Origin of the sequence: Halomonas rhizosphaerae (genome assembly GCF_030010555.1) — a bacterium.
In the GTDB taxonomy this organism is placed as follows: domain Bacteria; phylum Pseudomonadota; class Gammaproteobacteria; order Pseudomonadales; family Halomonadaceae; genus Halomonas; species Halomonas rhizosphaerae.
Window position 1 is genome coordinate 111478 of the sequence record NZ_JASCQP010000026.1, and the last position, 25742, is coordinate 137219.

Sequence of the window (25742 nt, forward strand, 5' to 3'; positions counted from 1 at the left end):
TGTCATTTCGTTGGTGGATCGCGGTCTCGGGATGGATGGCGATGAGCGGCGACCGCATCGATGAAGGCCGTTGCGATCTCGGCTGCGTCGACGCCCTCCGCCAGCAGGATACCCGGGTCTTGGTTTGTCGCGGGCTCGATGCCTGCCATTTCCAGTAGCTTCCGTCCAGCGCCCAGGACCAGAATCGTCTTGCAGTGCCTGAACTGATCTTTTATAAACTCCACCGTATGCCCGTTACCCGCGAGCGCCTGGACCGCCTCGCTGCCATCGGGCACCACCAGCGCATCGAACAGGAATCCTGGAGAATTCTCCATCGACTTGTCAGCTTCAACCTTCTCACCGGAGGTGCCGACGAACGTGCCCACCCGTGGCCCCACGAAATGCACGACGGCACCCGCCTCGGTCAAGGCCGCGTGAAGGGCAACGAGCGAGGCATGGTGGACACCATTCTCGACCAGCACGGCAATCTGCCGTGTGCGGACTCCGCATTCGCCCGGGAGCGCCATTAGCGACAACGCCGGAGAAACGCTCACCTCCGGCGGATTCGGGTCGGCGACCGCCTTCGGCATGGCATTGGGAACTTCCATTCCCAGTCCGGACGCAACCTCTGCGGCCAGTTCCCGTGAAACGTTCCCCAGTGAAGCCAACATCCGCTCACGTATCGCGGGGATACCGACCTTGCTCAGCTCGAATCGGAAGGCGGCCGCAATATGGGCCTTCTCGACGGCCGTCTGACTTTCGTAGAACAAGGTGGCTTGCGCATAATGCTCCGCGAATTTCTCCGGTTTTCCTCGGACCTTGTCTCCGGTAATGGACTCGGGGTAGGAGACGAATCCGCTTGTTCCGGCCTGGAAGGGGCAACCACCTGCCAGTGAGTTCGGCTCGTACGCCACGCGCCCGCGATGCAGTGCCTGACGGTGCATGCCATCGCGTTGGTTGTTCTGTACCGAGGCAAGCGACGAATTGATCGGGATCTCGTGGAAATTGGGACCACCGAGTCGCGTGATCTGCGTATCGGCATAGGAATGGATACGACCGGCGAGCAACGGATCGTTGGAGAAGTCTATGCCCGGTATGATGTGCGCCGTGCAGAATGCTACCTGCTCGGTTTCCGCGAAGAAGTTGTCCGGGTTGCGGTTGAGTACCATTCGTCCGACAGGCGTAAGCGGTACGAGCTCCTCCGGGACGATCTTGGTCGCGTCGAGCACATCGAAGCTGAAGCCTTCGGCCTGTTCTTCTGTGAATATCTGCAGTCCCAGCTCCCATTCAGGAAATTCGCCCGATTCGATGGCTTCCCACAAATCAGCCCGATGGAAATCGGGGTTAGCGCCGGAGATCTTCACGGCTTCATCCCAGACGAGTGAATGGGTTCCCTGGAGCGGCTTCCAGTGGAACTTGCAGAAGACGGATTGCCCCTGTTCGTTGACCAGACGAAACGTATGCACGCCAAAGCCCTGCATCATCCGGTAGCTGCGAGGTATACCGCGATCCGACATCACCCACATCAGCATGTGGGTTGACTCCGGCATCAAGGAGACGAAGTCCCAGAAGGTGTCATGCGCCGACGCCGCTTGAGGCATGCCGTGATGCGGCTCCGGCTTGAGGGCATGGACCAGATCGGGAAACTTCATCGCATCCTGGATGAAGAAGACCGGTATGTTATTTCCGACCAGATCCCAGTTGCCTTCGTCACTATAGAACTTCACCGCGAAGCCACGCGCATCGCGTGCGGTGTCTTTCGAACCGCGTTCGCCGGCCACCGTGGAGAATCGCGCGAATACAGGCGTGATCTTGCCTTTCTCGGCGAAGGGTGCCGCGCGAGTGTACTGGGTCAGCGTGTCATAGGCTTCGAAATAGCCATGGGCTGCTGATCCGCGTGCATGGACGACGCGTTCCGGGATGCGTTCGTGATCGAAATGCGTGATCTTTTCTCGAAGGATGAAATCCTCGAGTAATGAGGGACCCCGCAATCCGGCTTTCAGGGTGTTCTGATTATCGCCAATGCGAACACCTTGGTTGGTCGTCAACGGCTCATTGCTGGGATCGACTCTGACACGGTCGAGTGAGGCGACGTTTGCGTTCTTTCCGAGTGGCGCAGCCCCGCCGGTTTTCGCAGTCCCGGTATCTTCGGTCGCCGTGCTCGCCGTCAACGCGCTGGAGCCCGGCTCCACGACCTCTCCTGCCGGCGGCGCCACGGCGTTGTCGTGACCGTACTCTAGGGCCTTGATGGGGTTGCAGGGCATCGCGGCGACGAAGTCGTCGCTGGCACTGGCATGCTCCGCGACGACGTCGTTGGTTCTGAGCACGCCGTCATTGCCCTGTACTGGTGTGCTGGACTCATCGCCTTTGCTTTTCACTCGCGACGATCGATCTGGTTTCTTGTTCTTAGCCATGATTATTCTCCGGGTACGTGGGGGATGTGGACCATTGCGCTGCCGTTCGATCCGCCAGTCTTTGTCGATCTTCATGTCACCGGGGAGAACTGTCCGTGCGTTAGCGCACAATCGCACCGCGTCGGGCCTGCCGCAGGGCTCCCGTTCCGTTTGGCGCCCAGTGTGATAACACACCGACCGACGGTCGCTATCTGACACAGATGCCGTGAATGATTCGTCAGGGGTGAGCGGTGGACTTGATAGCGGACAACTGTTCTGGACGGTCGAGAGTGGCGTGACCTGGATGCCCGCGTGCAGGCAACACCGCTATTGCGTCTGGTAGCGCACAGACCCTACGCCAAAACCTTGGAAAGCTCAGTTCGGAAGCACGTCGATTGGAATGTGCTAGCCACGGAGTTCTCCACGAGCAATCGCGAGATCTGTATCGTTTACTTTACGGCCTTGCAAATGTTCCCGGTCGCATCGATTACGATGCAGCGCACGCCTCGCACACTGTTTGCTTACGCGTCCCGCCGTGGATGGTGTGTTTCTCTCGAGCACTTTCTGTACACGTGCGAATCCGTAATCCATCAAGAGCGGGCATTCGAATGAATGCCGAGGAGTGTGTCATGACACCATCGAACCCAGGTTCCAGTCGCCGCAGTTCAGGCAACATGTCCGACGACCCCAGTAACGGCTCCCCGAAGCAGAAAGTTGATCAAGATGTCCGCGAAGCGAAGCGTGAAGTGGGCAGCGAAGCGCGCGAGAAGGTCGAAGCCGGCCAGCACCGGTTCGCGGATGAGGCGAACGCCCTGTCGGATGCCATCGATGCAGCGGCATCAAAGCTCGGCGATCAAGACCGCGAAGGCCTGGCGCGCTATGCCCGCGAGTTGAGCAGTAACCTCGCGAATGCGGCCGAACAGCTCGAAGGTCGCAGCGTCGAAGAACTTGCGAACGATGCCAAGCAGCTGTCACGGAACAATCCCGCCTTATTCATGCTCGGTAGCATTGCAGTCGGATTTGGCTTGTCTCGGTTCTTCAAGGCAAGCGCAGAGCACGATCACCATGACGATGACGATGACGAGGCGAGCATGGAGCACGACCACCACGACGAGGACAACGCTTTCCGGAGCGATGACACTTCGCGTTATGAAGATGGCTCGACCGGCACGTCAGCGAAGCAGTACGAACGGGAAATGACGGAACCCTATACGACATCGACTGCCCCGGGCAGTAGTCACGGGAGGGAATTGCTATGAGACAGGAACAAGAATCCGCGGCGGTTCCATCGGCGAGCCGCGAATACGGTGCCGACTCGATTGCCGACCTGATTCGCAACCTCGCCACGGATCTGTCCACGCTGCTCGGCAAAGAGATCGAGCTGGCGAAATCCGAAGTCGGGGAATCTGTCGCAGAAGCGAAGACGGCAGTCGGCGCGATCGCGACGGGCGCTGCCATCGCCATGGCGGGGCTCGTGGTGCTGCTCATGAGCGCGGTGTACGGGCTCAGCAACGTCGTTGAGCCGTGGCTCGCAGCGCTGATCGTCGGCGCGGTAGCACTGCTGGTCGGTTACCTGATGGTCGGCTCGGCCAAGAAAAAAATGAGCGCGAACTCGATCGTTCCGGATCGCACGCTGGAGTCCACGAAGAAAGATAAAGAAACATTGAAGAGGGCAACTCGATGAACAAGGACACTGATACCCGGAGCGATAGCATTCGCCGCGACGACGATCAAGGTGACGAGACGAAAAGACCGGAACAGCTGGAGCGCGAAGTCGACCAGGCGCGTGCTCGTCTCGGCTGGACCGCGAGCGAGCTGTCCGATCGGCTTTCTCCCGGCGAACTCATCGACCAGGCGCTCGGCATGGCCCGCGAACACGGAGGAGAGTTTGGCCGCAACCTGGGTGCCGAGGTGAAGAACAACCCGATGCCGATGATACTCACCAGCATCGGCCTCTCGTGGATGATGATGTCGTCCGGCAACAATGACGCTGCGCATGCTCATGAAGCACACGATACGAGCACAGACGAGAATGGGCGCGGCTTGAAGGGTGCCCTTGGCGATACCGCCGCTAAATCGCAGGACAAGGCCGCCGCGGTGGGTGATCGCGTGCACGGGGCAACCGCGAACATGAAGGAGTCGGCGCAGAATGCCCGGGAAGGCCTGGTGCAGTTCTATCGCGACCAACCGCTGATCGCGGGAAGCCTCGGCATCGCTATCGGCGCAGCTCTGGGTGCGTTGGTACCGCCAACCGAGATCGAGGACGACATGCTCGGCAAAGCGAGAGATCGCAGCGTCGATGCCGCGAAGTCCGAAGCCGCAAGGAAGTACGGCGAAGTTCGCGAGTCGGTACGGTCGGAATAAACCGTTCCTACAGCAGATACCGCCTCGAGACGATCAGTTGCGCTGGAGAGTCCGCAGTCGTCAGGTTCCGCATTTTGCTATCCAGCAGTAAAGTGCGGTTTTTACCGGTGACTCCGCTAAATCAATGGCTTAGCACCAGTCAGGCTTCGCGCAGTCCATGCCGCGAGCTGAAAATATATCGGTATTGTCAGCTTCACCCTGCACCCATATGAGTACATGGTGAGAGGGATTACCCCAGCGAACAACTATCTGGAGCTGAGCTCATGGACAAGAATCAGGCCAAGGGGCATGCGAATAGAGGCGAAGGGTACGGTCAAGGAGATTGCCGGCAGGGTGACCGGCGACAATGAGCTGGAATACAAGGGCAAGGCCGAAAGCAGGGCGACAAGGCAGAAGTCGGGTACGGCGATCTCAAGAGCGATATCAAGACGTCAACCAAGTGAACAGCTCAGCGGCCTTCTCGACGTGCCGTCTTGATCCGGCCCGGTGACAGTCAGACCCGTATTTTCGTTGCCGGATGCTGCTGGCGCACCTCGTCGAGGTCGCGCCAGTCGCTAGGCTACAGGAGCGGGTTGAAATCGACTGCGTTGATATCCTGGCTCATCAGGTCATCGCCGCCTTCGGCGGCGCGCTTGGTCGGCTCATCGAGTTCCTCCTCGGGAATCGTCTCGAGTGGTGCTTCGGGCAAGCGTTGTGGCCTGAAGGGGTAGCCGTGCTGCTGCTCGCCTGGTTCGCGGCCGGGCAGGCGTGTGAATGTCTCGAACGTGGGCGGGGTAGGGATGGTGTGCTGGATGGATGATGACATGGTGACCTCGCGTCATTGTCCTGCCTTCACGATGTCGTGAAGCATCGGTAGCTTGATTCTGGTGGAACGCCCGGCCACCGTCGGTGCGCTAACACACCCTCGCCACCGTATCGCCAAGCGTCCGGAGTGCCCTTGAACCCACCGGGCGCAGCCCTCATATACCTTGTGACGCTTTTCTGACCGGGACTGGTCAATATTGCACCGTTCTGGTCTAGAATGGAGTTTCGGGTCGACCATCGCGAAAGACGCAGCGGTTGGCCCTCTGGCGTGTTGCCCCGTGCGGAGTGCACGAGCGGCGGCACCTGGTGTAATGCAGGGGGAGCCCCTGCCTGTCACGGTGGTAGACACGATGACGATCATGACTTCCCGTGCCGATCTGCGCGAGCAGCTCGCACGCACCTACTGCCCCACCCGCATTCCCGCCGAGGACGAGGCGCGCATCGAGGAGATCAAGCGTCTGCTCGAGGCCAACAATGCCGTGCTGGTGGCGCACTACTATACCGACGACGCCATCCAGCAGCTCGCCGAGGAGACCGGCGGCTGCGTGGCTGACTCCCTGGAGATGGCGCGCTTCGGCGCCCGCCACGAGGCGGACACCCTGGTGGTGGCTGGCGTGCGCTTCATGGGCGAGACCGCCAAGATCCTCTCCCCGGAGAAGCGGGTGCTGATGCCCACCCTGGAGGCGACCTGCTCGCTGGACGTGGGTTGCCCGGCCGACGAATTCAGCGCCTTCTGCGACGCCCATCCTGACCGCACCGTGGTGGTCTATGCCAACACCTCCGCGGCGGTGAAGGCGCGCGCCGACTGGGTGGTGACCTCCTCCATCGCCGTTGACGTGATCGAGCACCTGCAGGCGCGCGGGGAGAAGATCCTCTGGGCCCCGGACAAGCATCTGGGGGGCTATATCCAGAAGCAGACCGGCGCCGACATGCTGCTCTGGGACGGTGCCTGCATCGTCCACGAGGAGTTCAAGGCCCAGGGCGTCGAGGACCTCAAGGGCCTCTACCCCGAGGCGGCCGTGCTGGTGCACCCGGAGTCGCCGGCCTCGGTGGTCGAGCTGGCCGACGTGGCGGGCTCCACCTCCCAGCTGATCAAGGCGGCGAAGGAGCTGCCCCACGACAAGCTGATCGTGGCGACCGATCGCGGTATCTTCTTCAAGATGCAGCAGGCGGTCCCCGAGAAGACGCTCTTCGAGGCGCCCACCGCCGGCAATGGCGCGACCTGCAAGAGCTGCGCCCACTGCCCCTGGATGGCGATGAATGCGCTGGACAACCTGGCGGGCACCCTGCGTGACGGTTCGGGCGAGATCTTCGTCGACGACGCCCTGCGCCTGGCGGCCCTCAAGCCCCTCGAGCGGATGCTCAACTTCCAGCGTTAGGCACCAAGTGACAAGGGGCAAGCCACAAGGAACCCCATCCCGGGACTAGTGAAAAGCTACAAGGTCAGGCGCCAAGGTCTCGGTGCAATCTGAAGTGCATGCATACTGCCTTGCTCCTTGCTCCTTGCTCCTTGCTCCTTGTAGCTAGAACTTCTCCAGCGTCTCCCGGTAGCCGATGAAGTCCTCGCGACGCCGCTCGATATGGCTGGCGGCGGCGCCGTCACCCTCGCGCTCGGCCACCTCCTTGGCCACCTCCAGCTGGCGAATGGCGCGGTCGATGCGACCGGTGAGCTGCAGCTGTTCGGCGCGGGCCAGGTGGCCCCAGGCCTCGCGACCGCTGCGGCCGGCGGCCTCGGCGAGCAGGGTGAACGCCTGCGGGTCCTCGGGGCGGGCGTCGGCCAGGTCGCGCAGCACGCGATAGGCCTCGTTGGGGTCACGTTGCAGCAGCGCCTCGCCCAGCAGTCGGCTCGCCGGCGCGTAGTCCGGCATCAGCCGCAGCTGGCGACGGCTGCGGGTAATTGCCTCGTCGATGCGGCCGGCCTCGAAGGCGACCTGGGCCGCCGAGGCCGGCAGCATCGCCAGGTCGGGCTGTGACCGGGCCAGGGCGTCGAGCGCGTCCAGTGCCCGGTCGGTACGACCGGCCCGGGCATCGATCAGCGCGGCCAGGTAGCGCCGGGCCGCCTCGGGCGCCTGGTCCTGGGCCAGGCGGGTGCTGGCCTGCTGCGGGTCGCGCTCATGGATCGTCAGCAGCGCCCGGGCCCTCACCAGCTGGTAGTGAAGGTCCCCGTCGCGCGGCGTCGCCACCGAGACCTGGTTGGCGCGGGCCTGGGTATCGCTGATGCGTGACTCGGTCACCGGGTGGGTGAGCAGGAACTCCGGGGGATTTCCCCCCTGCAGGCTCATCATGCGCTGCATGGCGCGAAACATCTCCACCATGGCCCCCGGTTCATAGCCGGCGTCTGCCATGGCCTGCAGGCCCACGCGGTCGGCCTCCTGCTCGAAGCGCCGCGAGTAGCTCAGCTGGTCCTGGATGACGGCCGCCTGGGAGCCCATGGCGGCGGCGATGCCGGCATCGCCGCCGCCCCCGGCGGCGAGCAGCATGCCGGCGAGCATGGCGGCCATCGCCGGGATTTGGGTCTGCTCGGCGCGGGCCTGGCCGCGGGCATAGTGGCGCTGGGAGAGATGGCCGAGCTCGTGGGCGACCACCGAGGCCAGCTCGGCCTCGTGTTCGGCGAAGGCGAACAGCCCGGCATTGACGCCGATCACCCCGCCGGGCACGGCGAAGGCATTGAGCAGGCGGCTCTCCACCAGGGTGACGGCCGTGCGGGCGTCACCCAGGCCGCTGTGGGGCAGCAGGCGGGCCACCAGCGACTCCACGTAGTCCTGGGCGATGGCGTCCTGCCATTCGGGGGCGCGGGCGCGGAACTGGCGCAACCAGGCGCGGCCCAGGCGGTACTCCTCGCCGCTGATGGCCTGGCTGTCACCGCGGGTCAGGCTGGGTAGCCCGTAGTCGCCTCCGGCCGCGACCTCGGGGCTTCGGGTCAGGCCGGGTGCCTCGTAGCGGCCGGGTGACTGGGCCTGGGCCGGCAGGGCAAGCACCAGGCTCAGGGCGCAGGCGGTGAGGCAGGTTCCGGTTCGACGCAGCATGGCCGTCCTCGTCAAGGGGAGCGCAAGGGATGGCAGGTACCCAGATGTGACATTGATTCGGCCTGCAAAGTGCCTTTAAATCGCAGGGACTTGCGTGCGGGCGCGTTGCCCGGCACGTGCCACTGCATTTTCCCGGGAGACACCATGGCGCTGCAACCCGATGACCTGCTCGATGCCCGCGGTCTTCCCTGCCCCCTGCCGCTGCTCAAGGCCAAGCAGGCGCTGTCACGCCTCGCGACCGGCCAGTTGCTGGAGGTCATGGCCACCGATGCGGGCTCCTGGCGCGACTTCGAGACCTTCGTGGCCCAGAGCGCGCACGAGATGCCGGCTCGGGAGGAGCGCGGTGACGTCTACCATTTCTGGATCCGCAAGGGCGGGGAGCCGGCTTCATGACCCTGAGGTCGGTCTTCAGGCGCTGGATGGATCACTACTTCTCGGACGAGGAGGCGGTGATCCTGCTGGTGGTGCTGGTGCTGGGCTTCACCGCGGTGATCCTCTTCGGGCGCATGCTGGCGCCCTTCCTCACCGCCCTGGTGGTTGCCTTCCTGCTGCAGGGGCCGGTGAGCTGGATGGAGCGGCGCAGGATGCCGCGCCTGCTGGCGGTGTTCGTGGTGTTCCTCGCCTTCATCGGCGTGCTGCTGGCGCTGGCCTTCATCCTGATGCCACTGATCTGGAACCAGCTGGTGGGGCTGGTCCAGGAGGCGCCGCGGATGTTCGCCAGTGGCCAGCAGCTGCTGGATGATCTCCAGGAGCGCTATCCCAACCTGGTCACTCCCGACCAGATGCAGAACTGGATCGACGTGGCCGGCCGCGAGGTGACGCAGCTCGGCCAGCGCGCCCTGACCCTGTCGCTGGCCTCGCTGGGCAACGTCCTGACACTGATCGTCTACCTGATCCTGGTGCCGATCCTGGTGTTCTTCATGCTCAAGGACCGCGACCGGCTGGTGGGCTTCACCATCTCGCTGCTGCCCCAGCGGCGCGAGCTGATGACTCGCATCTGGGAGGAGATGGACGACCAGATCGCCAACTACGTGCGCGGCAAGTTCATCGAGATCATCATCGTCGGCACCGTCGCCTTCTTCACCTTCGCCTACTTCGGGCTCCCCTACACGGCGCTGCTGGCGGTGGTGGTGGGCCTGTCGGTGCTGGTGCCCTATATCGGGGCGGCGGTGACCACCCTGCCGGTGGCAGCGGTGGCCGGCTTCCACTTCGGCCTGACGAACGAGTTCCTCTATGTGCTGGTCGCCTATGGCGTGCTGCAGGCGCTGGATGGCAACGTCCTGTCGCCGATCCTGTTCTCCGAGGCGGTCAACATCCACCCGGTATCGATCATCCTGGCGATCCTCTTCTTCGGCGGGATCTGGGGCTTCTGGGGGGTCTTCTTCGCCATCCCCCTGGCGACCCTGCTCAAGGCGCTGGTCTATGCCTGGCCGCGGGGCATCAAGCAGCGCCACCTCAGGGAATCGGCCGAGACGCACACCGAGTCGTGAGCGTCCCGGGGCGCGGTGCAACACGCGGCAGAGCGCTCAGCCGGCGTGCAGGGCCTGGGCGGCGTCCAGCACCTCCTGGGCATGTCCCTTGACCTTGACGCCGCGCCACTCGCGGGCGAGCCTGCCGTCGGCATCGATCAGGAAGGTGCTGCGCTCGATTCCCAGGTGCTCCTTGCCGTAGAGCTTCTTCAGCTTGATGACGTCGAACAGCCGGCACAGCGCCTCGTCCTTGTCGGAGATCAGCGCGAAGTTGAAGTCCTGCTTGGCCTTGAAGTTCTCCTGGGCGCGGATGCCGTCCCGCGAGACGCCGAGGATCACGGTGTTGGCGGCGTCGAAGGCCTCCTTGCGGTCGCGGAAGTCGCCGCCCTCGGTCGTGCACCCGGGGGTGCTGGCCTTGGGGTAGAAGTAGACCACCACCTGTTTCCCCTTAAGCTCGGAGAGGGTGACGGTGGTGTCGCCGGTGGCAGTGGCGGTGAAGTCCGGAACGGGCTCTCCGAGGCTGACGCTCATGGTCGTGCTCCTGTCGTGGATGGAAGATAGAAGGCCTGATTACACGCAAGCGCTGGCGAACTGTAAAGTCGCGGCTGTACAGGCTCCCGAGGCCTGAGTACCATTTGGCCCTTGGCACCGGGGCATACCCCGGGGCGTTGCCCGAGGTCTGAGAGGCCGCGAATGCAGGCGAATCGAGAGGAATCGAGAGGATGATCACTGGCAGTATCGTCGCGCTGGCGACGCCGATGAAAGTCAACGGCGATATCGACTGGGAGGCCCTGCGCCGCCTGGTACACTTTCATCTCGACAACGGTACCGATGCGATCGTGGCGGCCGGCACCACCGGCGAGCCGACCACCATGTCGTTCGCCGAGCACTTCGATGTCATCCGTACCGTGGTGGAGGAAGTGAACGGGCGCATCCCGGTCATCGCCGGTACCGGCTCCAACAATACCACCGAGGCGGTGGAGCTGGCCCGCTACGCCAGCGAGGTCGGGGCGGACTGCTGCCTGACCGTGGCGCCCTACTACAACAAGCCCACCCAGGAAGGGCTCTACCGGCACTTCAAGGCCATCGCCGAGAGCAGCGACCTGCCGGTGATCCTCTACAACGTGCCGGGGCGCACCTGCTCGGACATCTACAACGAGACCGTGCTGCGCCTGGCCGAGGTCGACAAGATCATCGGGCTCAAGGACGCTACCGGCAACCTGGAGCGTGCCGAGGACCTGATCGCGCGCCTCAAGGGCAGCGGCTTCATGCTCTATTCCGGGGATGACGCCACCGCCTGCGACTTCATGTTGATGGGGGGCCATGGCGACATCTCGGTGACCGCCAACGTGGCCCCACGGGCCATGCACGAGCTGTGCAGCGCCGCCGTGGCCGGTGATGCCGACCGGGCCCACCAGATCAACACCCGCCTGATGCCGCTGCACACCAACCTGGGGATCGAGTCCAACCCGATTCCGGTCAAGTGGGCGCTTTACCGCATGGGCCACATCGAGCCCGGCATCCGGCTGCCGCTGACCTGGCTCTCCGAGAAGTATCACTCCACCGTCAGCGAGGCCCTGCAGCTGGCGGGCCTGATCGACGACTGAGCGGTGCCCGGCACCGCGCACCCCGCACAACTCTAGGCAAGGTGGACGCATGAACTCTGCGCTGAAATGGATGCCGCTGGTGGCGGTGATCGCCCTGGCCACGGCCGGCTGTGCCCGTGATGGCTTCTATCATGATCGCAACCTCGACTACGGCGAGGCCGAGGAGTCTGCGCCCCTGGTGCTGCCGGATGGCCGCGATGCCGAGCGCTACCGGGATGCCATGCCGGTCCCCGAGGTGAGCGGCACGCGGCCCGCCGAGGATGGCGTGGTCGAGGCACCGCTCCCCCAGGCCCTGTCGCCCGGGCGCAGCATGGATCGAGGCTATGTCGAGCGTCGCGCGGTCGGCGACGAGCGCTGGCTGGTGGTGGGCGCCGAACCGGCAACGGTCTGGCCGGAGCTCGAGCGCTTCGTGCGCAGCCGCGGCCTGACCGTCACCGCCAGTGACTCCCATCGCGGCATCCTGGAAACCGACCAGGCCAGGCTCAGCGTCCGCCCGGCGCTGCGCAGCGGCGACAGCGAGATACGCTGCGAGCAGGGCGGGACCACGCAGGCCGCCTGCCTGACGGCACTGGAACGCCACTTCGAGGGGGTCAGTGCTTCGTCGAGCGCCGCCTCGCTGGCTGCCCAGCGGCCCGATGCCCAGAATCCTGCCAGGTTCGAGCAGCGTGGCGACGACTGGCAGGTGATCCTGCCCTTCGCGGCGGACCGTCTCTGGGCCGAACTGAGCCACCAGCTGGAGCTCGACTTCGCGGTCGAGGGCCGTCGTGAGCTGCTCGAGCGCGACCCCGCCGCGCGCAGCTTCCTGGTGGGCTACCTGACCCAGAGCGAGCGGGAGCGGGGCCTGTTGCAATCGCTTGCGACCCTCAACCTGGGCGAGTCGACCCGGCAGGTCCGCCTGGTGCTGGAGGCCCGTGGCCCCGAGGAGACCGTGCTCAAGGCGCAGGGTGCCGGCGAGGAAGCGCTCTCCACCGAGGACCAGCGCGAGCTGCTCGAGCGGGTGGCGGGCCTGCTGCGCTGATGAGCGGTACGGTGCCGGGTGGGCGCGGGCGCCTCTCCTTCGCCTCTCTGGGCAGCGGCAGCAAGGGCAACGCCACCCTGGTCAGCGACGGCGAGACGCACCTGCTGGTCGACTGCGGCTTCACCCTGCGCGAGACCGAGCGCCGACTGGCCCGCCTGGGGCTGCATCCTCGTCAGCTCGATGCCCTGCTGGTGACCCACGAGCATGGCGATCATGTGCGGGGCGTCGGCCCCCTGGCCCGCCGCCACGGGATGCCGGTCTATCTGACGCCGGGGACCTGGCTGTCGGGTCGGCTCGGCGAGCTGCCGCGCCGCCACTGGATCACCCCCCAGGCCCGGTTCGCGGTCAAGGGGCTGACCATCGACCCCGTCACCGTGCCCCACGACGCCCGGGAGCCGGTGCAGTTTCGCATCGTCGCCGGCGAGCGGCGCCTCGGCCTGCTCACCGACCTGGGGCACCCCAGCGCGCATGTGATCGAGGCCTTCGCCCGCTGCGACGGCCTGGTGCTGGAGTGCAACCACGACCCGCGGATGCTCGCCGAGGGGCCCTATCCCGCGAGCCTCAAGCGGCGCGTCGGCGGCGACTGGGGGCACCTGGCCAACGGCCAGGCGGCCTGGCTGCTGCAGCGGCTGGGGCTCGACCGCCTGCAGCGCATCGTCTGCTCCCACCTCTCCGAACACAACAACCGCCCCGAGCTGGCCCTGGAGGCCCTGGTGCCACTGCTCGACGGCGATGAATCCCGGCTGAGGGTCGCCGCCCAGGACGATGGCCTGGTGTGGCAGACGCTCGGCTGAACGACCATCCTGATCCGTATCCGCGCCTCTGGAGGCTCCCCATGGAAAAGCGCCAAGCACTCTATGCCGGCAAGGCCAAGTCGGTCCATGCCACCGATGACCCCGATCGCCTGATTCTGACCTTCCGCGACGACACCAGCGCCTTCGACGGCGAGCGCATGGAGTCGCTGGCCCGCAAGGGGATGGTCAACAACCGCTTCAATGCCTTCATCATGGAGAAGCTGCAGGCAGCGGGCATTCCCACCCATTTCGACCGGCGCCTCTCCGATACCGAGAGCCTGGTGAAGCGGCTCGAGATGATCCCGGTGGAGTGCGTGGTGCGCAACATCGCCGCCGGCGGCCTGGTCAAGCGTCTCGGCGTGGAGGAGGGGCAGGCGCTCGACCCGCCCACCTTCGAGCTGTTCCTCAAGAACGATGCCCTGCACGACCCCATGATCAACGAGTCGCTGGCCGAGACCTTCGGCTGGGCGACCCCCGAGCAGCTGGCCGAGATGAAGGCGCTCACCTTCCGGGTCAACGAGGTGCTCAAGGCGCTGTTCGCCGAGGGTGGCCTGCTGCTGGTGGACTACAAGCTGGAGTTCGGCCTGTTCAAGGGCGAGATCGTGCTGGGTGACGAGTTCTCCCCGGACGGCTGTCGCCTGTGGGACGCCAAGACCCGCGAGAAGCTCGACAAGGACCGCTTTCGCCAGGGGTTGGGCGGCGTGATCGAGGCCTACGAGGAGGTCGGGCGGCGCATCGGCATCGATTTCGACTGACGCCGTCGGCGCGACGCGAGAAGGGCCCCGCGGGGCCCTTTGTCATGTCCGGCCCTCGGCCGGGACGATCTCGACCACCCTGAGGGTCGTGGGACCGGCGTGTTCCTGCCGAGCCTGGAAGCGCACGTCCACGTCGCGCAGCCGGACCCCGTAGACCCGCGCCTCGGCGCCGTTGCGGTAGGCGGGGCGCGGGTCCTGGGCCAGCACCTGACGGATCAGTTCGCGCAGCGAGTCACCGTCCGGGCGCTGGACGAGCACCTCCTCGGCCTCGGGCGAGAGGCTGACCGCCAGGGTCGGCGGCGGCTCGGGGGCGAACCCGGCGCGGGCCTCGGGGCGGGACTCCGCCCAGGGCAGATAGGGCTTGATGTCGAGCACCGGGGTGCCGTCGACCAGGTCGGCGCCGCGCAGCCGCAGGCGGACCCCGCGAGCGGTGTCGATCTCGACCAGCTCCACCAGCGAGAGCCCCAGGCGGTTCGGGCGGTGGGTGCTGCGGCTGGCGAAGACCCCGACCCGCGCGTTACCACCGAGGCGAGGCGGGCGCACCAGCGGGGTCCAGCGCGCCGGGCCGGTCTCTTCGGGGCTGAGGTGGAAGACGAAGGTCAGCCAGAGGTGGCTGAAGGCCTCCAGGCCTCGCACCGCCAGCGGGTCATCGAAGGGCGGGGTCAGCACCAGGGACGCCCGGGCCGCCGGTGCCAGACCTGGCTGGCGCGGGATGCCGAACTTGTCCGGGAAGTCGCTCTCGATGATGCCGATGGGCCTGAGGTGGAGGGCGTCGGGTGGGGCGGGGCGTTCGTTCATGGCATATCCTGACGGTGTCCACCCGCAGGGCTTGGCCCCGCGGCGTGGCTTGGGTAGTCTGCCGGCCCGGTCATCATCTCAGGAGGGTCTCGCATGCGTCTTGCCGACATCGATAGCGGTCCCGAGCCGGCCGAGCCGCCGCCCTGCGGGCATCGTCGTGGGCCGCGAATCGTCTATCGCACGGCCCGCGCCCGCGACGCCGCCGACCAGGCCGAGGTCTTCCACCATGCGGTGATGCAGGGCGCGGCGGGACACTACTCGCTGGCCGAGCGCCAGGCCTGGGCAATGGTCCTGCCCCGGGATGGCAGTGCCTGGGCGGCGCGCCAGGCGCTCTACACCACCCTGGTCGCCGACTGCGAGGGCCGCTGCGTGGGGTTCCTGGAGCTGGATATCCGCCGGGGGCGGATCGAGACCCTCTACGTCTGGCCGTCGCTTGGCCGACGCGGGATCGGCTCGACCCTGCTGGTGCATGCCGAGCGCCTGCTGCTGGAGCAGGGCGTGACCCGGGCCGCGATCGAGGCCAGCGCCATGCTGGTCGATGGCCTGGTGCACCGTGGCTGGCAGCGGCTGGGCGACGACTGGGTCGAGCGCGGCGGCGAACGCCTTTACCGCCAACGGCTCGCGAAGCGGCTCGCCGCGGTCGAGACCTGAGGCGCCCTCACGCCTCCTGCTCGACGATGCGCATCGACAGGTCGATGGCCGCGACATCCTTGGTCAGGGCGCCGCTGGAGATGCAGTCCACGCCGGTCTCGGCGATGGCGCGCAGGGTGCCTTCGTCGACATTGCCCGAGGCCTCCAGGGTGGCTCGCCCGGCGGTGCGGCGCACCGCCTCTCGCATGTCGTCGAGGCTGAAGTTGTCGAGCATGATCACGTCGGCCCCGGCGGCGAGTGCCTGGTCCAGCTCCTCGAAGGTTTCCACCTCCACCTCCACCGGCAGGTCGCGGGCGATGCTGCGCGCCTCGCGCACTGCCGCTGCGATGCCGCCGCAGGCCGCGATGTGGTTCTCCTTGATCAGGAAAGCATCATAGAGGCCGATGCGGTGGTTGTGACCGCCGCCGCAGGTCACCGCGTACTTCTGGGCGAGCCTCAGCCCCGGCAGCGTCTTGCGGGTGTCGAGCATACGTACCCCGGTCCCCTCGAGCAGGTCCACATAGTGGCGGGTGCGGGTCGCCGTGGCGGAGAGGGTTTGCAGCAGGTTGAGCGCGGCGCGCTCCCCGGTGAGCAGGCTGCGTGCGGGGCCCTCCAGCTCGAGGAAGGCCTGGCCGGGGGCGAGGCGGTCGCCGTCGGCGGCCTGCCAGTGCAGGGCGACCCGGGCATCGAGGCGCCGGAACAGCTCGTCGACCCAGGCCACGCCACACAGCACCGCGGCCTCGCGGGTGATCACCCGGGCCCGGGCCATCTGCTTCTCGGGCACCAGCTGGGCGGTGATGTCACCGGGGCCGACGTCCTCGGCCAGCAGCCGGGCGGCACTGTCACGGATCTCTTCGGCAAGGGCGTCCTGGTAATGCATGGCGGGTCCATCTCTGTGCGGGGAAGCTTGAGGCGGTCATTATAGGGAAACCCATGCATCGACGTCAGGGAAAAACCATGCGCATCGACGACGGCTGGCTGCCCGGAGCCCGGCGGCTTCCCTCGCCCAACCAGGACGAACGCCCGGCCGGGGAGGTCTCGTTGCTGCTGCTGCACTCCATCAGCCTGCCGCCCGGGACCTTCGGGGGCGAGCATATCGAGCGGCTCTTCACCAACCGGCTAGACCCCGAGGCACACCCCTTCTTCGCGACCATCGCCGAGCTGCGCGTCTCGGCCCACCTGCTGATTCGGCGCGACGGGGAGTGCGTGCAGTTCGTGCCTTTCCAGGCGCGGGCCTGGCATGCCGGCCGCTCGCGGTGGCGGGACGGCGGGCGCGAGCGCCGGGCGCTGAACGACTTCGCCCTGGGCATCGAACTGGAGGGGGACGAGGTCAGCCCCTACACCGGCGCCCAGTACCGGGCCCTGGCGGCCGTTACCCGGGCGCTGCTGGAGGCCTACCCGGCCCTCGACGAGGCGCGCATCACCAGCCATGCCCGGGTGGCGCCGCTGCGCAAGAGCGACCCGGGACCCGCCTTCGACTGGGCCTACTTTCGCCAGGAGATGGAAAGAATACGTTCCTGACGGGGCCAGGGAGGCCTTGTCGATCAACTCCGAATGGCACGCTTGCTTCATACGGTAGTTTAGCTACAACTGCCTGAGAGGGGCCGGATTCGACGTTGTGGGGGCGCGTAATCCCCTGTGTTGCGGTGCAATACTGATTTTATGAAAATTATTTCCATTTCATCTTGAATTGGCAGGGCCCGGCGTTTACGGTATCTTCGCGCCAACGGCAGCGACACTTCACATACCACCTTGTAAAACAACTACAGGCCTGACGCGTTCGGTCTGCACGTCCGAACATGAGCGCCACTCGCCCCTCTGCGGGCTGTAGTCCCTATCGTCATTCGGAGAGACGTCTATGAGTCTGGAAACAAGAGAAGATCTCGATCCGGTCGAAACCACGGAATGGCTGGATTCCCTGGAGTCGGTCCTGGATCGCGAGGGCGAGGATCGTGCCCGGTACCTGATGACGCGCCTGGCCGACCGAGTGCGTCGCGATGGCATGCAGGTGCCCTTCTCGGTGACCACCCCGCATCGCAACACCATACCGGTGCACCGCGAGGCGCCGATGCCGGGCGATCTGTTCATGGAACGTCGCATCCGTTCGCTGATCCGCTACAACGCCATCGCCCAGGTGATCCGCAACAACCGCGCGAACCCGGGGCTGGGTGGTCATATCGCCAGCTTCATGTCGGCGGCGACCCTCTATGACGTGGGCTTCAACCACTTCTTCCGCGCCCCGAACGGCGACTTCGAGGGCGACCTGGTCTATATCCAGGGCCATGTGGCGCCGGGCGTCTATGCCCGTGCCTACCTGGAGGGGCGTCTCACCGAGGACCAGATGGACAAGTATCGCCAGGAGGTGGATGGCGACGGCCTCTCGTCCTACCCGCACCCCTGGCTGATGCCGGACTTCTGGCAGTTCCCCACGGTGTCCATGGGCCTCGGCCCCATCCAGGCCATCTACCAGGCCCACGTGATGAAGTACCTGGATTCCCGTGAACTCAAGGACATGCACGATCGCAAGATCTGGTGCTTCATGGGCGACGGCGAGTGTGACGAGCCGGAATCCCTGGGCGCCATCCACCTGGCCAGCCGCGAGAAGCTCGACAACCTGATCTTCGTCGTCAACTGCAACCTGCAGCGCCTGGACGGCCCGGTGCGCGGCAACTCGCGCATCATGGACGAGCTCGAGGGGGTGTTCCGCGGCGCCGGCTGGAACGTCCTCAAGGTCGTCTGGGGTCGCCTCTGGGACCCGCTCTTCGAGAAGGACAAGAAGGGCATCCTGCAGAAGCGCATGGACGAGGCCGTCGACGGCGAATACCAGAACTACAAGGCCAACGGCGGCGCCTATACCCGGGAACACTTCTTCGGCAAGTACCCGGAAACCGCCGAGATGGTCAAGGACATGTCCGACGAGGACGTCTGGAAGCTCAACCGCGGCGGCCATGACCCCTTCAAGGTGTACGCGGCCTACCACCAGGCGACCCAGAAGGCCAACGGCCGTCCCACCGTGATCCTGGCGCACACCGTCAAGGGTTACGGCATGGGCGGCGGCGATGGCGAGGCCGCCAACGAGGCCCACCAGGTCAAGACCATGGAGTACGAGGCGCTGCGCACATTCCGCGACCGCTTCGGCATCCCGCTCTCCGACGAGCAGCTCAAGGAAGTGCCGTACTACAAGCCGGATGACGATACGCCGGAAATGAAGTACATGCATCTCCAGCGCGAGCGCCTGGGTGGCTACCTGCCGGCGCGCCGCAATGACTTCGAGGCGCTGCCGATCCCGGCGCTCGAGGACAAGACCTTCGCGTCGCAGACCGGCGGCTCCAAGGGGCGCGAGGTCTCCACCACCATGGCCTTCGTGCGTATCCTCAACGGCCTGGTCAAGGACAAGAAGATCGGCGAGCGCGTGGTGCCGATCATTCCCGACGAGGCACGGACCTTCGGCATGGAGGGCATGTTCCGCCAGCTCGGCATCTACACCTCCGAGGGGCAGAAGTACGAACCGGTGGACAAGGGACAGATCATGTTCTACCGCGAGGATCAGAAGGGCCAGATCCTCGAGGAGGGCATCACCGAGGCCGGCGCCATGTCGGCGTGGATCGCCGCCGCGACCTCCTACTCGAACAATGCCACGACGCTGCTGCCGTTCTACGTCTACTACTCGATGTTCGGCTTCCAGCGCATCGGCGACCTGGCCTGGGCGGCCGGCGACATGCAGGCCCGCGGCTTCCTGGTCGGTGGCACCGCCGGGCGCACCACCCTCAACGGCGAGGGCCTCCAGCACCAGGATGGCCACAGCCACCTGCAAGCCTCGATGATTCCCAACTGCCGCAGCTACGATCCGACCTATGCCCACGAGGTGGCGGTGATCGTCCAGGACGGCCTGAAGCGCATGTTCACCGACAAGGAGAACTGCTTCTACTACCTGACGGTGATGAACGAGAACTACGAGCACCCGGCCCTCGACGAGGTGCCCGCCGCCGACATCATCAAGGGCATGTACCTGCTGCGCGAGACGCAGGGCGACAAGGGCCGCGTGCAGCTGCTGGGCTGTGGCACCATCCTGCGCGAGGTCGAGGCCGCCGCCGAGATGCTCGCCGAGGAGTGGGGCGTGGGCGCCGACATCTGGAGCGTCACCAGCTTCAACGAGCTGCGCCGCGAGGCCCTGGAGATCGATCGCCAGGCCTTCATCAATCCCGAGGCCGAGCCGGGCAAGCCCCACGTCACCGCCTGCCTGGAAGGCCGCAAGGGGCCGGCGATCGCCTCCACCGACTACATGAAGCTGTTCGCCGACCAGGTCCGCGCCTGGGTGCCGACCGACTACCATGTACTGGGCACCGACGGCTTCGGTCGCTCCGATACCCGCGAGAAGCTGCGCGCCTTCTTCGAGGTCGATCGCCGCTTCGTGACCGTGGCCGCGCTCAAGGCGCTGGCCGACCGTGGCGAGCTGGATCGCAAGGTCGTCGGCGAGGCGCTCAAGAAGTACGGCATCGACCCGGCCAAGCCCAACCCGCTTGAGGTGTGAGGCGCCGACCGACTGATCCGGTGGCATGGCGGGCCCGCGGGGCCCGCCCCCGTCAAGAGTTTGAAGGAGCGCGACCTTGAGTAGCGAAATCATCAAAGTTCCGGACATCGGTGGCGATACCGATGTGGAAATCATCGAGATCGCGGTGGCCGAGGGCGATGTCATTGCCCCCGAGGACACCCTGATCACGCTGGAGTCCGACAAGGCCAGCATGGACGTGCCGGCGCCGAAGGGCGGCAAGGTACTGAAGGTGCTGGTCAAGGAGGGCGACACCGTCTCCGAGGGCGACGACATCGTCGAGATCGAGGTCGAGGGCGGCGGCGAGGCCGAGGAGAAAAGCGAGGCTTCCGAGGCGCAGAAGGACCCCGAGCCCGCGCCCGAACCGGCCCCGGAGAAGCCCGCCGCCAGGAGCGGGGGCGGTGGCAAGCGCACCGTGGAGATCAAGGTCCCCGATCTGGGGGGCTCCGCGGATGTGGAGATCATCGAGGTGGCGGTGGCCGAGGGCGATGAAGTGGCCGCCGAGGATACGCTGATCACCCTGGAGTCCGACAAGGCCTCCATGGACGTGCCGAGCCCCCATGCCGGCAAGCTGGTCTCGCTCACCGTGAAGGAGGGTGACACCGTCTCCGAGGGCGACGTGATCGGCACCATGGACGTCGAGGACGCGGGTACCGGCGAGGGGGGCGGCGACGCCGAGCCCGCCGCCGAGTCGGCGCCCGAGCCGGCAGCGAGCGCCCCGCAGGCGTCGGCCCCGGCCGAGGAGGAGGGAGCCGGCGGTGGCGAGCCCGAGCGGAAGGAGATTCGCGTCCCGGACCTCTCCGGCTCCTCCGATGTGCCGATCATCGAGATCGCCGCCAGCGCCGGCGACGAGGTCGACGAGGAGGACCCGCTGATCACCCTGGAGTCCGACAAGGCCTCCATGGACGTGCCCAGCCCCTACAAGGGCAAGCTGCTCGAGCTGACCGTGAAGGAGGGCGATACCGTCTCCGAGGGCGACCTGATCGGCTATATCGAGGTGGCCGGCACGCCGGGTACCGGCAGCAAGGCCGCGTCCCAACCGGCCGCGAAGACGCCCGACCCCCAGGCCGCGAAGGCCGAGGCGCCGTCGGGAACGCCCGCCGGCTCGCCGAGCCCCGAGGCCCAGATGGCCGCCCACAAGCCGCGCGACGGCAAGCTGGTGCATGCCGGTCCGGCGGTGCGCATGCTGGCCCGCGAGTTGGGCGTCGACCTGGGACTGGTCAGGCCCAGCGGCCCCAAGGACCGCGTCCTCAAGGAGGACGTCCACGCCTACGTCAAGCAGGTGATGGACGGCAAGGCCAGCACACCCGCGGCGGCAGCACCGCCGGCGGCGGCCGGGGGTGGCATCCCGCCGATCCCTGACCAGGACTTCAGCCAGTTCGGCGAAGTGGAAGAGAAGCCCATGGGCCGCCTGATGAAGATGGGCGCCACCAACCTGCATCGCAGCTGGGTCAACCTGCCCCACGTCACCCAGTTCGACGAGGCGGACATCACCGAGCTGGAGGCCTTCCGCAAGTCGATGAAGGCCGAGGCCGAGGCCCAGGGTGCCAAGCTCACGCCGCTGCCCTTCCTGATCAAGGCCTGCGCCTTCGCACTGCGCCAGTACCCGCAGTTCAACGTCAGCCTGAAGAGCGACGGCGAGACGGTGGTCCACAAGAAGTACGTGCATATCGGCGTCGCCGTGGACACCCCGGATGGCCTGATGGTACCGGTGATCCGCGATGCCGACCGCAAGTCACTGATCGAACTGGCCAAGGAGTCCGTGGAACTGGCCAAGAAGGCGCAGTCGAAGAAGCTCAAGCGCGAGGAGATGACCGGTGGCTGCTTCACCATCTCCAGCCTGGGCTCCATCGGCGGCACGGCCTTCACGCCGATCGTCAACGCCCCGGAGGTGGCCATTCTCGGCATCTCCAAGGCGCAGATGAAGCCGGTGTGGGACGGTCAGGCCTTCCAGCCGCGGCTGATGATGCCGCTGTGCCTCTCCTATGACCACCGGGCGGTCAACGGCGCCGATGCGGCGCGCTTCACCGCCTTCCTGGGCCAGGTGCTGACGGATATCCGTCGCCTGCTGCTGTAGGACGCCATCCTGCCTGGCACAACGGCGCCGCAAGGCGCCGTTGTCGTTTGTGGCAGGCGCTATCGTGCAGGGCAGACCAAAGTGCTATTCGGCTTCCAGGATATTGATGCACGGATCTTTTTTTCGTATTCGACGGCGCGCGGTTAGGCCCGTCGCTTGTCTGGACCTGACGGCACGGTTATCGTTCGGGTCTTCCCTTTCTTCGTGTACGAGATTCACACTTCAAGGAGCAGTCAGATGCGTTTGATCCTGTTGGGCGCCCCCGGTGCCGGCAAGGGCACCCAGGCCCAGTTCATCTGCGAGCGGTTCAGCATCCCGCAGATCTCCACCGGCGACATGCTGCGCGCCGCGGTGAAGGAGGGCAGCGAACTGGGGCTCAAGGTCAAGGAGATCATGAACAGCGGCGGCCTGGTGTCCGACGACATCATTATCGCCCTGGTCAAGGAGCGCATCAGCCAGCCCGACTGCGCCAACGGCTTCCTGTTCGACGGCTTCCCGCGCACCATCCCGCAGGCCCAGGCCATGAAGGATGCCGGGGTCAAGATCGATCACGTGCTGGAGATCGCCGTGGACGACGAGGAGATCGTCAAGCGCCTGGCCGGTCGCCGCGTGCACCCGGGCTCCGGCCGTGTCTATCATCTCGAGTACCAGCCGCCCAAGGAAGAGGGCAAGGATGACGTCACCGGCGAGCCGCTGATCCAGCGCGACGACGACCGCGAGTCCACCGTGCGCAACCGCCTGGCGGTCTACCACGAGCAGACCGCGCCACTGGTCGACTACTACCGGCAGTGGGCCAAGGAGGATCCCGAGGCGGCGCCGGAATACCATCGCGTCGAGGGGGTGGGCAGCATCGACGACATCACCGCCCAGGTGATCGAGGCGCTGGAGGACTGAGCCCCCTCGCGCGTCCCCTCGACGAAGGCCCGCCATGCGCGGGCCTTCGTCGTTGGCGGTGGCGCGCGTATAATGCCCCGACATTTCCCGCCGCGACCTCTTGCCCATGCCGATCCTGCTGGCCCTGGATGCCTCCTCGAGCGCCTGTTCCGCCGCCCTGCTGCGCCGCCGCGAAGGCCTCGACGACGAACTGATCTCACGCTTCGCCCTGACCCCGCGGGAGCACACCCGGCGGCTGCTGCCGATGGTCGACGAGGTGCTCGCCGAGGCCGGCCTGCCGGCCTCGGCGCTGGATGCCGTCGCCTATGGCAGGGGGCCGGGCTCCTTCACCGGCCTGCGCATCGCCGCCGGGGTCGCCCAGGGGCTCGCCTTCGGCCTCGACCGCCCGCTCGTCGGTGTCTCGACCCTCGAGGCACTGGCGCTGGGCGCCCATCGCCGCCACCACTACCGCTGGCTGATCACGGCGCTGGATGCGCGCATGGGCGAGATCTACGTGGCGGCCTGGCAGTGCCGCGATGGCGCGCCCGTGGCGTTGACCGAGGAGGCGGTGATGTCTCCGGCGCGGCTGCGCCTGCCCGCCGGCCATGACGACCACGACTGGGTCGGCATCGGCTCCGGCTGGACCCTGTGGGACCAGATGTCCGCCGAGGTGCAGGCCGGCCTGGGGCTCTGCCTGACCGAGCCCGAGGCCGACGCCGCCGACATGGCACGGCTGGCACTCCGCGCCTTCGTCGCCGGCGAGGCCCGACCGGCCCACGAGGTGCAGCCGGTCTACCTGCGCGACCGGGTCGTCTGGCAGAAGGGCCGATGAGGCGTGCCGTGCCGGTGGGGGTGCAGGACCCTACCCTGGCGGCCCGCCTCGGCCTGCCCCGGGCCGAGGCGGGCGAGGCCGAGCTGCTGCTGCTCCATCAGGGCGACCGCCTGGTGCTGGCCGGCGACCCGAAGCGCCATGGCCATCCGCTGGCGGTGGACTTCGTCGCCGGGCGCGCTGCCCATCGGCGTCGCTTCGGCGGCGGGCGTGGCCAGCTGGTGGCCCGCGCCTGCGGCCTGGCCAGGGGCGTCACGCCCTCGGTGGTGGATGCCACCGCGGGGCTCGGGCGCGACGCCTTCGTGCTGGCGAGCCTGGGGGCCGAGGTGCTGCTGGTCGAGCGTGTCGCGGCGATCTTTGCGCTGCTGGAGGACGGCCTGGCGCGGGCGCGGTGCGATCCCGAGACCCGCGATATCGCCGCGCGCATGGCACTCGCCCACGGCGACGCGACCCTTGGGCTTGAGGCGCTGGTGGCAAGCCGCGCCGTGGCGCCCCAGGTGATCCACCTGGACCCCATGTTCCCCCACCGGGACAAGTCCGCGCTGGTCAAGAAGGAGATGCGGCTCTTCCGCACCCTGGCCGGGGATGACCCCGATGCCCCTCGGCTGCTCGAGGCGGCACTGGACGTGGCGACTCATCGGGTGGTGGTCAAGCGGCCCCGCAAGGCCCCGCCCATCGAAGGGCCGCCGCCCCGTCACGTCATCGAGGACAGGACCAGCCGCTACGACCTCTATGTCCACCGCCGCCTGGAGGCCTGAGTTCAGCCCGCTTCCGGGCGACCGACCAGCTGCAGTCGGTGGCGCAGCGCCGGGTCGAACAGCGCCCGGCTTTGTGAACTGACCCCCAATCGTTGGACGGTTAGTTCTCTTAACCGGCGGCCATGGCCTGAGTCCTGTATTGCACGGGGCTCAGGCCTTTTAGTCTCTGCTTGATCCGTTGATGGTTGTAGTAGTGGATGTAGTCGGCAATGCCTTGCTGCAACTGCTCAACGGTGTCGAACCGGTTCAGATGGAAGTACTCGGCTTTCAGGGTGCCGAAAAAACTCTCCATGGCGGCATTGTCCAGACAATTCCCTTTCCGTGACATGCTGCGCAGTATCCGTTTCTCCACCACCAGGCGACGATAGTTGGGGTGCCGGTAATGCCATCCCTGATCCGAGTGCAATAGAGGCCGATCACCCGGCCTCAGCCGGTCGAAGGCGCTCCTCAACATGTGCTTCACCAGGCCCAATACCGGTCGTGGCCCGGTCTGGAAGGCGATGATTTCGCCGTTATACAGATCCATGACCGGTGACAGGTAGAGCTTCTGGTCATCGACCTTGAATTCGGTGATGTCGGTCACCCATCGTTGATTCGGTCCTTGGGCCTGAAACCGACGCCGTAGCGTATTCGGGGCGGCGTAGCCCTCGGCTCCTCGATAAGCCCGATACCGCTTGGGGCGAACGAGGGACTTCAAGCCCAGTTGTTGCATCAACCGCTGGACGGTCTTGTGGTTGACCGCCTCGCCTGTCTGGCGCAGCACAGCGGTGATACGGCGATAGCCATAGCGTCCCTTGTGGTAATCATAGATCGCCTGGATACGCGCCTTCAGAGACGCATACGGATCGCCAGCCCCCAGGGCCTTGAGCTGGTAGTAGAACGTGCTGCGCGGTAGCGATGCCGCACGTAGCAGCAGCGCCAGTGGGTGCTCATGCCTTAACCCTTGGACGGCTTGGGCTTTTTGCCCCGTGTCGTCGCCCACTTCTCTCGGGTCAAGGCATCGAGCTTTTTTAGATAGG

24 protein-coding genes are annotated in these 25742 nt (G+C 66.2%); 17 read left to right on the plus strand and 7 right to left on the minus strand.

Annotated elements, in window-relative coordinates; all coding sequences use genetic code 11:
- Positions 1-2: 2 nt before the first annotated feature.
- A complete protein-coding gene (locus QLQ83_RS10630; protein WP_282735501.1) occupies positions 3-2393 on the minus strand; it encodes a catalase in 2391 nt (796 codons plus the stop codon).
- 608 nt (positions 2394-3001) lie between these two features.
- Between QLQ83_RS10630 and QLQ83_RS10635 the strand changes: the two genes are divergently transcribed.
- The 3 genes from QLQ83_RS10635 to QLQ83_RS10645 are packed head-to-tail and all read left to right on the plus strand — an operon-like array spanning position 3002 to position 4736.
- Entirely contained in the window at positions 3002-3631 is a 630-nt protein-coding gene (locus QLQ83_RS10635; RefSeq protein ID WP_282735502.1) for a hypothetical protein, read from the plus strand.
- Positions 3628-4056 (plus strand): phage holin family protein, encoded by a 429-nt coding sequence (locus tag QLQ83_RS10640; RefSeq protein ID WP_282735503.1) that lies wholly within the window; start codon positions 3628-3630, stop codon positions 4054-4056. The genes QLQ83_RS10635 and QLQ83_RS10640 overlap by 4 nt, the downstream gene beginning before the upstream one ends.
- Entirely contained in the window at positions 4053-4736 is a 684-nt protein-coding gene (locus QLQ83_RS10645; protein WP_282735504.1) for a DUF3618 domain-containing protein, read from the plus strand. Before QLQ83_RS10640 ends, QLQ83_RS10645 begins: the two co-directional genes overlap by 4 nt.
- A gap of 559 nt (positions 4737-5295) precedes the next feature.
- Here the strand turns inward: QLQ83_RS10645 and QLQ83_RS10650 are convergent.
- A complete protein-coding gene (locus QLQ83_RS10650; RefSeq protein ID WP_282735505.1) occupies positions 5296-5541 on the minus strand; it encodes a hypothetical protein in 246 nt (81 codons plus the stop codon).
- 349 nt (positions 5542-5890) lie between these two features.
- On the opposite strand from QLQ83_RS10650, the gene nadA reads away from it, so the two are divergent.
- Entirely contained in the window at positions 5891-6919 is a 1029-nt protein-coding gene (gene nadA / locus QLQ83_RS10655; protein WP_282735506.1) for a quinolinate synthase NadA, read from the plus strand.
- A 144-nt stretch (positions 6920-7063) separates the two neighbouring features.
- Here nadA and QLQ83_RS10660 read toward each other — a convergent pair whose 3' ends face one another.
- Positions 7064-8566, minus strand: a complete 1503-nt coding sequence (locus QLQ83_RS10660) for a M48 family metalloprotease (RefSeq protein ID WP_282735507.1) — start codon at positions 8564-8566, stop codon at positions 7064-7066.
- A 144-nt stretch (positions 8567-8710) separates the two neighbouring features.
- Here QLQ83_RS10660 and QLQ83_RS10665 point away from each other — a divergent pair, with 144 nt between their 5' ends.
- On the plus strand, positions 8711-8959 hold the full coding sequence (locus tag QLQ83_RS10665) for a sulfurtransferase TusA family protein (RefSeq protein WP_282735508.1): 249 nt from the start codon (positions 8711-8713) through the stop codon (positions 8957-8959).
- The gene (locus QLQ83_RS10670) at positions 8956-10056 is read left to right on the plus strand and encodes an AI-2E family transporter (protein WP_282735509.1); all 1101 of its coding nucleotides are present in this window, start codon (positions 8956-8958) and stop codon (positions 10054-10056) included. Before QLQ83_RS10665 ends, QLQ83_RS10670 begins: the two co-directional genes overlap by 4 nt.
- A 36-nt stretch (positions 10057-10092) precedes the next feature.
- Here the strand turns inward: QLQ83_RS10670 and QLQ83_RS10675 are convergent, their stop codons facing one another.
- A complete protein-coding gene (locus QLQ83_RS10675; protein ID WP_282735510.1) occupies positions 10093-10566 on the minus strand; it encodes a peroxiredoxin in 474 nt (157 codons plus the stop codon).
- 191 nt (positions 10567-10757) lie between these two features.
- Here QLQ83_RS10675 and dapA point away from each other — a divergent pair, with 191 nt between their 5' ends.
- Genes dapA through purC form a run of 4 tightly spaced genes read left to right on the plus strand, consistent with a single transcriptional unit; the run spans position 10758 to position 14209 of the window.
- Entirely contained in the window at positions 10758-11642 is an 885-nt protein-coding gene (dapA, locus tag QLQ83_RS10680) for a 4-hydroxy-tetrahydrodipicolinate synthase (protein ID WP_282735511.1), read from the plus strand.
- A 49-nt stretch (positions 11643-11691) separates the two neighbouring features.
- Positions 11692-12660 (plus strand): outer membrane protein assembly factor BamC, encoded by a 969-nt coding sequence (locus QLQ83_RS10685; RefSeq protein ID WP_282735512.1) that lies wholly within the window; start codon positions 11692-11694, stop codon positions 12658-12660.
- A complete protein-coding gene (locus QLQ83_RS10690; RefSeq protein WP_282735513.1) occupies positions 12660-13454 on the plus strand; it encodes an MBL fold metallo-hydrolase in 795 nt (264 codons plus the stop codon). The genes QLQ83_RS10685 and QLQ83_RS10690 overlap by 1 nt, the downstream gene beginning before the upstream one ends.
- Positions 13455-13495: 41 nt before the next feature.
- On the plus strand, positions 13496-14209 hold the full coding sequence (purC, locus tag QLQ83_RS10695; protein WP_282735514.1) for a phosphoribosylaminoimidazolesuccinocarboxamide synthase: 714 nt from the start codon (positions 13496-13498) through the stop codon (positions 14207-14209).
- Between the two features lie 42 nt (positions 14210-14251).
- On the opposite strand, the gene tsaA is transcribed toward purC, so the two are convergent.
- Positions 14252-15007, minus strand: a complete 756-nt coding sequence (tsaA, locus tag QLQ83_RS10700; protein ID WP_282735515.1) for a tRNA (N6-threonylcarbamoyladenosine(37)-N6)-methyltransferase TrmO — start codon at positions 15005-15007, stop codon at positions 14252-14254.
- 93 nt (positions 15008-15100) lie between these two features.
- Between tsaA and QLQ83_RS10705 the strand changes: the two genes are divergently transcribed.
- Positions 15101-15658 (plus strand): GNAT family N-acetyltransferase, encoded by a 558-nt coding sequence (locus QLQ83_RS10705; protein ID WP_282735516.1) that lies wholly within the window; start codon positions 15101-15103, stop codon positions 15656-15658.
- A gap of 7 nt (positions 15659-15665) precedes the next feature.
- Here QLQ83_RS10705 and nadC read toward each other — a convergent pair whose 3' ends face one another.
- Positions 15666-16517, minus strand: coding sequence for a carboxylating nicotinate-nucleotide diphosphorylase (gene nadC, locus QLQ83_RS10710; protein ID WP_282735517.1), 852 nt, complete (start codon positions 16515-16517; stop codon positions 15666-15668).
- A 77-nt stretch (positions 16518-16594) separates the two neighbouring features.
- On the opposite strand from nadC, the gene ampD reads away from it, so the two are divergent.
- The 6 genes from ampD to QLQ83_RS10740 all read left to right on the plus strand — a co-directional run bounded on the left by ampD (position 16595) and on the right by QLQ83_RS10740 (position 24723).
- Positions 16595-17158: a 1,6-anhydro-N-acetylmuramyl-L-alanine amidase AmpD gene (gene ampD / locus QLQ83_RS10715; protein WP_282735518.1), complete on the plus strand. Its 564-nt coding sequence runs from the start codon at positions 16595-16597 to the stop codon at positions 17156-17158.
- Positions 17159-17495: 337 nt separating this feature from the next.
- Entirely contained in the window at positions 17496-20168 is a 2673-nt protein-coding gene (aceE, locus tag QLQ83_RS10720; RefSeq protein ID WP_282735519.1) for a pyruvate dehydrogenase (acetyl-transferring), homodimeric type, read from the plus strand.
- A 76-nt stretch (positions 20169-20244) separates the two neighbouring features.
- Positions 20245-22263 carry a pyruvate dehydrogenase complex dihydrolipoyllysine-residue acetyltransferase gene (gene aceF / locus QLQ83_RS10725; protein WP_282735520.1) on the plus strand — a complete coding sequence of 673 codons (2019 nt, stop codon included), beginning with the start codon at positions 20245-20247 and terminating at the stop codon, positions 22261-22263.
- A gap of 237 nt (positions 22264-22500) precedes the next feature.
- A complete protein-coding gene (gene adk, locus QLQ83_RS10730) occupies positions 22501-23157 on the plus strand; it encodes an adenylate kinase (RefSeq protein WP_282735521.1) in 657 nt (218 codons plus the stop codon).
- A 106-nt stretch (positions 23158-23263) separates the two neighbouring features.
- Positions 23264-23968 carry a tRNA (adenosine(37)-N6)-threonylcarbamoyltransferase complex dimerization subunit type 1 TsaB gene (tsaB, locus tag QLQ83_RS10735; protein ID WP_282735522.1) on the plus strand — a complete coding sequence of 235 codons (705 nt, stop codon included), beginning with the start codon at positions 23264-23266 and terminating at the stop codon, positions 23966-23968.
- Entirely contained in the window at positions 23965-24723 is a 759-nt protein-coding gene (locus tag QLQ83_RS10740) for a class I SAM-dependent methyltransferase (protein ID WP_282735523.1), read from the plus strand. Before tsaB ends, QLQ83_RS10740 begins: the two co-directional genes overlap by 4 nt.
- A 109-nt stretch (positions 24724-24832) precedes the next feature.
- On the opposite strand, the gene QLQ83_RS10745 is transcribed toward QLQ83_RS10740, so the two are convergent.
- On the minus strand, positions 24833-25742 hold a 910-nt coding region (locus QLQ83_RS10745; protein WP_282733855.1), incomplete at its 5' end, for an IS3 family transposase.